Genomic DNA, 10,192 nt, shown 5'->3' with positions numbered 1-10,192 from the left:
ACGATTCAATTCTTGCCAAACGACTTGTCATATTCTTTCCAAATAATTTCTACTCTACCTTTTTATTATCTCATGCTATTTATATTAAGGATAAGTCTAATATACAACACACGCAATTATTTTATGACTGCTATTTCTAGCTTTGAATTCAAACGACCAATTTGGCAAACCGCGATCATATTGACTTTGGGGTTTTGGCTCAGTGCTAGTTTAGTTGTAGACTGGGTAATTATGCCTAGCCTTTATCTTTCTGGGATGATGAGCCAAGCTGGTTTTACGACAGCAGGCTATACGGTTTTTTGGAACTTCAATCGGATGGAATTATTATCTGCTGCTGTAATACTGACTGGGGCATTAGCTTTGAGCAAAACCCAATATCACTGGCGTATTGGCAGTATTGTTTTATCCGTGCTGCTGCTAACCATAGCTATGCTTGACACCTATTTATTAACTCCGCAGATGTCCGCTATAGGAGTTCAACTTAACTTATTTGAAGCAACTACTGCTATTCCATCGACAATGAATTTATTGCACGGCGGTTATTGGATACTGGAAGTAGTTAAGCTAGTGGCTGGTGGCACACTTTTAAACTGGTGCTGGCGGGAGCAAGTTTAAGTAGATAGAGAAGTATCCACTTCTAAATCTCACGCCTAAGACGCAAAGAAATTCTTTGCGTCTTTTTGCTACATATACCTTATGGATTAATGAATGCGATCTCTACAACAGGCTACACCCACGCCGAGAATTTAGTATTTATATTTGTGACTTTTAAAACTTGAGATTTTTCGGGTAAATTGCTACCATAAAATGATTTACTCATTTATAAGTGTAATTAAATAAGCATCTAAAATTATCTTTTACTGTACATTTTCAGCCTTTCCGGACACCCAAAAAAATAAATATTTATGATAATTATCTGGAAGATGATATTAATTAGTTTTCATGTTTCCTTTACTGACTTATCATGAAGTTTATATATTTCTGCTAATTTTTTTTTAAAATTAGAGTAATCTGAATTTTAGTGAGTACGTTACTTGTTATCTACCATCTAGCTGAAAATAGCTATTTTCCAGGCATGTACTACCAATCAAGAATTTCGCTGTAAGTTCTTGAATTTGTCACTCCAAATTGTGCCGGGTGGCTATTTAGCCCCACACAACATTAGAACCCGTTTCCAGTACTTATGAAGAGAGATTTCCTTCTGCTGATCCGGTCGCCTGTGCATCTCACCACATACCATCATGGCGGCAATTATCAGCTAACTCATCCTTGGTCGGAGGTTTACCATTCTTGTTGTACAAGTGATAATCTTGCCCAATCCTAATACTAAAAGTTGCTCTAAGTAAGTTGGCACGATAAAACCTATGTATGTTTAGTTTTGTAAAAACGGTGGAATTAGTCATTTATAAGCTGTTCGCTGAGTTTACATTTCGTCACATAAATTGATTTTTTAACGCCCACTTATAATTGCAAACCTAAGTAAGATATGGTATTTTGGGAATGCTTAGTTTTTAATAATACTTTTTTTCGTAATGAAGTAACCCTTAACAATAAACTTCTTGGAAAAGTACTCAATGACTTTAGTCGCGGCTACAAAAACATAGTCTATTAGCACGGACTTAATACCTAAAAGCCTTGATAAAGACCGATTTTCATCTAAATTGCAGTATGCTTTGGTCGCTCTAGACTTTAGCATTAGGTGCAAAAAAACTTTTGCAAAAGAACTAAAGTAGCTGCAATTTTAGGTTGAAAAATACGGATAATAATGATGCTTTTGTGACTGATGGGCGAGAGCCAATTGTCTGTATGTGATACTTGAGTTATTGTTAGATTGGCTAGATTAGCGAAAGATACAGAAAACCAATCTAATTTTTGAAATACTATATCCTGGCAACTAGTCGGGCAACTTTGCTATTGGGAGATAGCATGAATTGGTTTAGTTGTAACTCGTGGATATAGCTTAATAGAGATTGGTGAATTCAGAGTTAGGGGGTGTGGAATCTCTGTACTAACTCAAATGTTAGCGCTATATGTATCTGACAGTACTTCCAACAAAGTAGCGGTGAATTGCGAAAAGGTAATTCACTAATTTCGCGTACGAATGTTAATTTTATTTATTCCAGAGCGATCCCAATGAAGACACTTCCGATTAGTAGATACAGATTTTTCCAAAAGCTCCAGCCCTTATCTCTGTTAAAAAAAATCACTGGTAAGTCGGTTACTGGTTGTTTGCAGGTATTTAGCACGTCAGGCTCTTGGTCAATATATATGGACGAGGGTAAACTAATTTATGCCTGCTACTCAGAAAAAATGTTTGAGCCGCTTTATAGGAATTTGCAACGCTTGAGTCAGCAAATTTCTACTCTCCCTCGCGGAATCGACGAACAGTTGCGGGCGATATTTGAAACTGGTATTGAAAATCAGGCAATACCGAATCCAGATTATCTGGCTATTTGCTGGTTAGTCAATCAGAAATATATCAGTCCGTCTGAAGCGGCGATACTGATAGAGCAATTAGCGCTAGAAGTTCTGGAGTCATTTTTGAACTTAGAAGAGGGGAGTTATGAATTTATTCCTGACAGCTTTCTGGATGACATGCCAAAGTTTTGTTATCTCAATCTCCGTTTACTAGTTGAACGATGTCAAACGCCGCGAAGCGTTGGTGTTCGCGTTAGCGTCTCTGAAAGAGAAGCCTCTGGTAGAGAAGCAGCTTATCATCAGACATCACCAACTTCTCAATCGCACCCCTCACAATTATTCCAAATAAATCAGCTACAACCTCAAACCAAAACTACACCAAAGTTGCCTAAAACAAACGGTTATAAACCACCAGCTTATTCTATTAATACTAATGAACATAGGGGTCAGCGAATCATCCAACCGCCTGTTGACAGAAAACTTTACACAATCTTTTGTATTGATGACAGTCCGACGGTATTAAATGCTATTAAAAGTTATTTAGATGAGCAAACTTTTTCTGTTGTGGGAGTCACCGATTCTTTAAAAGCTTTAATGCAGATTGTTCGCACAAAACCTGACATAATTTTGTTGGATATTTCGATGCCTAATTTAGATGGATATGAACTCTGCTCTTTGCTACGGAAACACTCACATTTTAAAAACACACCTGTGATTATAGTGTCAGGAAAAGTAGGATTTCTAGATAAAGCTAAAGCTAAAATGGTTGGAGCTTCAGGCTATTTAACTAAACCTTTTACACAAGGAGATTTACTAAAAGTCATTTTTCAACATATAGTTTAATTTTGTAACAGAATCAATAACTCCACTTAGCTAACATATTTTTTAGCAGATTTAAGGTTGAGTATTAGCTGGAACGCTACCATTTTGGTTATAGAAGATTACCTGAGTGAATTTAAATTAGTTAGTCATTTTCTCAGTAATAGGGGTTACGATATCATTAAGATAACTGGTACGAAAGAAGCTCTAGAAATAATCTTAGAAGAAAAGCCATTAATTATTCACGCCCACTTACTTATAGGGGTTATCACTCACATGAGATACAGAAAAACCTTTATTTAGCAATAGCTTTAGTCACTGATACTGTACTTTAACAGAACACCAAATGCTATAGTAGCCCATATTATTAGTGACCAAGTGACCGCTGCCCTAGTATTTCTAAAAGCGATCGCTCCATAACTTCACTGACAAATTTATTACCTTGCAAGTTGAGGTGAATGTGATCATGATATAAAGCTTGCGGGCTGGTAGTTGAATTAAATATCGGTAAAAAGTCTATATAATTAATTTGCTCTGCTTTGGTAAAATCGTTTAATCGCTGACGAGCTTTAATTTCGTAATCGCGGGAACCTGGTTCACCAATTTCTCGCAGTAAGGGAGTCATGACTAATAGAAATTGACTGTTCGTTTGGCGAGTCAGGGCTTGAATTTTACCGATCGCCTCCAGATTAATTCCAACGCGATCGCCCGGTTCATTATGCACTGCTTTCATTTCGGGAATTGGCTTTTCTTTGACGATATAACGTTGCCACACTTCCACTAATGCTAGAGGAGGTTTACTATCGGGATAGTTGCGATCGCGTCCTACCGGTAAAGAAGTGGGAGAAGTCGCAAACAAATCATCGGTATTAATTAATAACACTACCGCTTGGGCGTTAAAATTGCTAAACTTATGTAAATAAGCTAATTCGTTCCTTGGCCCCCAAGAGTTAGCTGAAGCATTCAACACTTCTACTTCCTGATAATTACTATCAGTGGATGATGCCAGAGAACGCATGATCATCGTGGATATTGTATTAGTCTGATCCGTCCACCAGCCACCATTCGCAATAGAATCACCTAACAGTAAAACTCGCAGCCCAGAAGGTGCAGGTGTCTTATTTATCGGACTACCTCGCATCGAATACTGATTAATTTCAATGCGATTACCAAAACGACGAGTATGCTGGTTAGGAGCCAATAAATAACCAATCTGCTCATCGCCAATGTAAATCAGGGGATTACCAAAGCCAAAGAGCGATCGCAGTCCGATCTCGACTACTACAAACAATCCCAGAACCACCGCCAAAACTACGATCAGCGCCACTTTCACCTACCGACACCCTCTTATACTGAGTTGCTTTTCAACGATAGTAACTGACGCATTGGGCATTGGAAAGAGGCAGAGGGGCGGGCGGGGTGCAGAAGGGAAAACTTTTCTCCCCAGCTAAGAGGATGTTTTAAAAGTATTATTGCTAACACCAAAAGCTCGTAAATCTAACCCCCATACTCCCTTCTCCACAAGGGAGTATGGAGGTTTCAAAGCCTCTTGGCCTTTCTCTTAGAGGAATGGAAGCTGAGCTTTTTAGTATACTTTGATACTTGACAAACATCCTCTAAGAGTTCCCCTGCTTCTTCCCCACTCCCCAGTCATCTGACTAAGCGCATTACTATAGACATCTCCAAAAAAGAATGTAGAGACGCGAAATTTCGCGTCTCTACAAGGGTTCTAGATAACCCATATTTAATTTCTGGAGATGTCTAATGTATTGGAATATGTTTAATAACCTCTAAAAGCAGCAATTATATAGCTATTAACTGTCTAGTTAATAGTTTGCCAAAATTTTGATATATTTGGGCTACTTTTGTGTAAGAGTGTAGCAGTGTTTTCTAGTGAGAGAATTTTGTATTATAAGTATTAATACAACTACAATTGTCATGGATTTATGAATTAATTAATTTTACAATTTTTTTTTTCCGGGGTAGGTTAAGATGATCAAAATAGCGACACGTAAATATTTAGGCAAACAAAATGTCTATGACATTGGGGTTGAGCGTGATCATAATTTTGCGATCAAAAATGGCTTAATAGCTTCCAATTGTTTCAATAAATCCCATTCGACTGCCTATGGTTATGTAACTTATCAAACAGCATATTTAAAAGCTAATTATCCATTGGAATATATGGCGGCACTGTTAACGGCTAACAGTGGCGATACCGATAAGGTACAGAGATATATTACTAACTGTACAAATATGGGGATTTCGATAGATCCGCCAGATATTAATCGTTCTGGTGTTGATTTTACGCCGATAGCGGGAAAGATTCTGTTTGGATTTTCGGCGGTGCGTAACGTGGGACAGAATGCGATCGTCTGTATTTTGGAGGCGAGAAGTGAGACAGGAGAGTTTAAATCCCTCGCTGATTTTTGCGATCGCGTCGATTTACGTGCTGTTAACCGCCGGACTCTAGAATCACTGATTTACTGTGGAGCTTTTGACAAAATTGAACGCAACCGGCAACAGTTAATTAACGACTTAGAATTAGTGTATGATTGGGCACAATCTCGCGCTAAAGACAGAGCTAGTGGTCAAGGGAATCTTTTGGATTTATTAGGCGACGGATTTTCTTCAACTCAGAATAAAAGAGCAAATAATGCCTTTGAAACTGTTCCTAAATCTCAACCTGTGATGGATTTGCCTCCACAGAAAAAGTTGCAGATGGAGAAAGAATTATTAGGCTTTTATGTATCAGATCATCCACTGAAATCCTTACGGCAAATAGCACCACTTTTGACGCCAATTAACCTCTCGCAACTGGGAGAACAAAAAGAAGAAATAAGGCTTTGTGCAGTTGTGATGTTGAATAACGTGAAAAAAGTGGTTACTAAAAAAGGCGATCAGATGGCAATTTTGCAAATAGAAGACCTAACTACACAAACAGAAGCTGTAGTCTTTCCTAAAACCTATGAACGTATTAGTTCCCTACTCCAAGTTGATACCAGATTGATTATTTGGGGAAAAGTAGATAGACGCGACGAACAAACTCAATTTATCCTTGAAGATGCAGAACCAGTGGAAACAGTACAAATGGTGATGGTCGAGTTAAATCCCCAGCAAGCAAATAATATCGATTACCTACATCGCTTGAAAACAATTTTGCAAGAACAGTCAGGAGACAAAGAAAAGGCAAAAATGCCAGTCATCGGAATTATCCAAACTGAAAATTCTCGTAAACTTGTTCGCTTGGGTTGGCAATTTTGCGTACAAGATTCTAGAATAACTGTTCAAGCTTTGCAAAACGCCAGTTTTACTGCTCATATAAAATCGCTGACTAGTAGCTGAGACCAGAAGTAAAAAATCCACTAATACTGTAAGGTAAATTAAGAATTAGTTTTGCTGAACTGTCAACAGTAAATTGCCTTAATTATTCAGAATTAGGATAGTTTTTTTAGTTACTTATGCGGATGATATTTTCCTTGAGGGAGTGGTATCTTTTTATGCTAATACCCTTGAGGCTGCGACCGGGGGAAGGAGTTAGGAACTTGATGATCGTGAACGAGCTACATAAATTTGTTTCGTACTGTAAAAATATTCAACCCCAAACTCAGGAGGACATTCAGAAATTTTTTGAAGGAGTGATCTTGTTTCCTTATGATAAGGAACTTCTATTGCAAGCTTATTTATTTCTGAATATTAAAGACTTGTTTCCCTCGTGCGCTGAATTACTGTTATTTGAAAAATCTCCAATTTCAGATTATACAGATTTAGGGAAGTGTGATTTTGTCTACCTGACTTTTAAAGGTAGTCTGTTTTTAATTGAAACTAAGTTTATTGATACAGAAGCAACAGGAGCGACAGAAAGAAAAAGAAGAAATAAACACAGAAACAAGGTATTTGAGCAAGTTATTACTTTAAAAGGTCGATTTAGTCAATATTGGAATATGAGGCTAGATCAATTAGAGTGCGGGGTTTTCACAACAGATTCAGAAGTTGCTTGGCGAGGAAATGGTGTGAATGTCACATCTAAATCAATATCTATAGATCATCTCGAAAAATGGCGAAGAAGTTATCACAGTAGTGAAAAATTTTTATCTCATCAAGATGGATCAAAGTTTGAGGAGAAGGTTAATTTGAAAGGTTGAGTTTTGACCAAAATATACTTTTTAGGGTGATTTGCCCCCATAACCTTGGAGAATTTGTTGAGCGATGCCTGCGGCAGGCTACACCTACGTAAGTCCGAGTCCAAATCCACCAGATTCCTAAAAGCAATTTCGTCTTTGTCCAACCATAGGTAACGTTGACCCGGAAAACATGTCAGATTACTTGAATAAGTACCAAAAGTCTGACAGGAAAACCATACTAATGAGAATTTGGGCTGCTGCTGTGCTAGCTTCTTCGCTAATATCTGGGGTCATAGGTTCTGAGCCAATCAACGCTACTTCTGTTTCGGTAGAAAATCCTATATCATTTCCTGCGCCAACCAATACAAAACAGATTACTGTTATTAACACCGAGTTCGGGCTGAAGAGAGTTGACTCCAAAGGTAACGTTACCATTTTCCAGACAACAAGAGTGCCACTTCAGGAAGGAACCGCTTACGGATGGCGAATTAAACTCAAAGACTACCAAGGTGAAGTTAAATGGCGCGAAGTCTTGCATTTACCAAAACCTCCAGAAACTTGGGGTACAGATAACGGTGAAGACTTCTCAATATCAGCAGACGGCACTACATCTGTGACACGGCGCACACAGTCGACTCCAAACGGTGTGATTGAGAATTTTTGGACGATCGCTCCTGGCGATCCGGTTGGTAAGCATAGAATAGAAGTTTATATTGATGACCGTTTGATCAGTACTTTCGAGTTTGAACTTATTCTAGTTAAGTAGGTGTGAAAGGGATTGAGCATTGGACATTGGTTATTTCTTCCCTGCTCCCCTACTCCCCTTAACCTCAAGCTAAGAAGTATCTTAGAAATAGAAGTTTAATTCTTGTTGGGTGGCGATCGTGAATACAGACGAATTCCTGCAATTGATCGAAAGGCAGCGCCCATGTCCTGAGACACTGCCAAAAGGGCTGCAAGCAATGTGGTATGACAAGAAGGGTGATTGGAACAAAGCTCATGAAATACTTGGAAATGCCAGCGATGCCGATAGTGCCTGGGTTCATGCTTACCTGCACCGCAAAGAAGGCGATTTGTACAATGCCCGTTTCTGGTATCAACGCAGTGGTCAGCCAGAGTTTTTAGGAGAACTAAGCCAGGAATGGGAACAAATAACTTCTGTATTGCTAAGGAAGGTTAACGCGACGCATGAATGCTGAGGAATTAAAACGGCGTTTTGCCGCCGGGGAAAGATATTTTCCAGCCCTCAACTTGAGTCGGTACAAGCTGATTGGAGCCTATTTGCCTGGAATTAATTTATGGGGAGCAGATTTGAGTGGAGCTAACCTAGCTAAAGCTAAACTCTGGGGAGCAGATTTGACTGGAGCTAACTTAGCCACAGCGAACTTGACCAGAGCTAATTTGAGCGGTGTCAAACTGAACGAAGCAAATCTCCGGGGAGCCAAACTCAATTATGCCAAGTTGTATGGAGCGAATCTGACTGGCGCTTACTACGATGAAAGTACTCGGTTTTCTAGAGGTTTTGACCCCATCAGTAGAAATATGCGGAAGATGTGAAAGGGATTGGGGATTCAGATTAAATTGGCGAAGGTATTACTTTAACCTGAGTTCGCCAAACCTCTAAGAGCTTTGAACTTTCGTTCAAGTCTGTCCCTCTCCGAGTCGGAGAGGGACGGTTTTGCGTAGTAAAACCTTTTAGAGGTTTCTTTATAAAGCTAATTAGGCGGTTAGTACATGAGCTGTTGGACTTAGGTTGTTTTAAATAACTGATTTTGATCGGTGTTGATGTGAGCTATCTGACATAGACGATATCAACATTTGTTCAAAGACTTTGGAAAGAGCAGTTTGAAAACGCTGACGATGCTTGAGTTTGAAAAAAGGTCGAACTATTTCTGCGTAGGCGTAGCCCGCCGTAGGCATCGCACCTTTGCTTTCTCTGTTATCAATAACTCGAATTGCCCGCAGAGTTCCCAACTGGATTTCTTTTTTTACCATCAACTCAGAAATTCCAATTGCACCGACACCATCTTCGATCGCTGCTTTTGTCATTTCTCCACTGTTGAACACTAAAATTACATCCAGTTCACTGAGATCGATTCCCCAATTTTGTAGGGCTTCCTCAAACCTTTGCTGGGTTCCAGAACCTGGTTCTCGCATCACCCAAAGGGTTTGAGTCAATTGGCTTAAGTCAATTTCTCCCCACTCAAACCAAGGGTGTTTTTGACCTACTACAATTTGTAAGCGATCGCTCCCCACTATTTCGTACTCCAGAGTATTCTGAAGCGCTGGCTTCACATCTCCTTCTACCAAGCCTAAATCAAACTGTCCTGTCGCCGTTCCTACACAAATCTCTTCTGTATTGGCAAGGCTACAATTAATTTGGATACCGGGATATTGGCTCTTAAACTCACTAATCTTACTTGGTAGCCAGTAGTTACCAATTGTCAGACTCGACCCTAATTTCAATTCACCTCGTTGCAGATTGTTCAATTCTCGCAATCCCCTTTCGGTCAAGGAAACTTGATCGAGAATTTTCTGTGCTTCCACTTGCAATAATTTACCAGCCTCAGCAATCTCGATATGGCGACCAATCCGATGGAATAGTTTCACACCATATTCTTGTTCTAAGTTGTGGATTGCTGCGCTGACGGCAGGTTGTGTAATATAAAGCTCCTCTGCTGCGCGAGTAAAGTGTAAGTGCTGCGCCACAGCCTGAAAGATTTTTAGCTGTTCAAGCGTCATTCCTGCCATTTATGGTATCCCTGTAACTTGCTGTCCAAATTTTAATCACTTTCATTTATCATTCTGACAAACAAAAGCATTTGATTCTA

At 39.3% G+C, this 10,192-nt stretch carries 9 protein-coding genes; 7 read left to right on the top strand and 2 right to left on the bottom strand.

What is annotated here, in order from left to right; all coding sequences use genetic code 11:
• The first annotated feature begins 123 nt into the window (after nucleotides 1–123).
• Nucleotides 124–615 (top strand): hypothetical protein, encoded by a 492-nt coding sequence (locus tag PUQ00_RS12865; RefSeq protein ID WP_300416770.1) that lies wholly within the window; start codon nucleotides 124–126, stop codon nucleotides 613–615.
• A gap of 1,518 nt (nucleotides 616–2,133) precedes the next feature.
• A complete protein-coding gene (locus PUQ00_RS12860) occupies nucleotides 2,134–3,261 on the top strand; it encodes a response regulator (RefSeq protein WP_300416768.1) in 1,128 nt (375 codons plus the stop codon).
• A 343-nt stretch (nucleotides 3,262–3,604) separates the two neighbouring features.
• Here PUQ00_RS12860 and PUQ00_RS12855 read toward each other — a convergent pair whose 3' ends face one another.
• Nucleotides 3,605–4,570, bottom strand: a complete 966-nt coding sequence (locus PUQ00_RS12855; RefSeq protein WP_300416766.1) for an SGNH/GDSL hydrolase family protein — start codon at nucleotides 4,568–4,570, stop codon at nucleotides 3,605–3,607.
• A 659-nt stretch (nucleotides 4,571–5,229) separates the two neighbouring features.
• Between PUQ00_RS12855 and PUQ00_RS12850 the strand changes: the two genes are divergently transcribed.
• The 5 genes from PUQ00_RS12850 (at nucleotide 5,230) to PUQ00_RS12830 (ending at nucleotide 8,918) form a co-directional block, all read left to right on the top strand.
• A complete protein-coding gene (locus tag PUQ00_RS12850; protein WP_300416763.1) occupies nucleotides 5,230–6,582 on the top strand; it encodes an OB-fold nucleic acid binding domain-containing protein in 1,353 nt (450 codons plus the stop codon).
• A 203-nt stretch (nucleotides 6,583–6,785) separates the two neighbouring features.
• Complete coding sequence (locus PUQ00_RS12845; RefSeq protein WP_300416761.1) at nucleotides 6,786–7,382, top strand: hypothetical protein; 597 nt, start codon at nucleotides 6,786–6,788, stop codon at nucleotides 7,380–7,382.
• A 220-nt stretch (nucleotides 7,383–7,602) separates the two neighbouring features.
• A complete protein-coding gene (locus tag PUQ00_RS12840) occupies nucleotides 7,603–8,127 on the top strand; it encodes a hypothetical protein (protein ID WP_300416759.1) in 525 nt (174 codons plus the stop codon).
• A gap of 118 nt (nucleotides 8,128–8,245) precedes the next feature.
• Complete coding sequence (locus PUQ00_RS12835; protein ID WP_300416756.1) at nucleotides 8,246–8,560, top strand: hypothetical protein; 315 nt, start codon at nucleotides 8,246–8,248, stop codon at nucleotides 8,558–8,560.
• Nucleotides 8,550–8,918 (top strand): pentapeptide repeat-containing protein, encoded by a 369-nt coding sequence (locus tag PUQ00_RS12830; protein WP_300416753.1) that lies wholly within the window; start codon nucleotides 8,550–8,552, stop codon nucleotides 8,916–8,918. The genes PUQ00_RS12835 and PUQ00_RS12830 overlap by 11 nt, the downstream gene beginning before the upstream one ends.
• 201 nt (nucleotides 8,919–9,119) lie before the next feature.
• On the opposite strand, the gene PUQ00_RS12825 is transcribed toward PUQ00_RS12830, so the two are convergent.
• A complete protein-coding gene (locus PUQ00_RS12825; protein ID WP_300416749.1) occupies nucleotides 9,120–10,112 on the bottom strand; it encodes a LysR substrate-binding domain-containing protein in 993 nt (330 codons plus the stop codon).
• Nucleotides 10,113–10,192: the final 80 nt, after the last annotated feature.

This window comes from Nostoc sp. S13 (assembly GCF_029379315.1).
Classification (GTDB): domain Bacteria; phylum Cyanobacteriota; class Cyanobacteriia; order Cyanobacteriales; family Nostocaceae; genus Nostoc.
The sequence above is the reverse complement of the archived record's forward strand: the minus strand, read 5'-3'. Positions and strand labels throughout refer to the sequence as shown.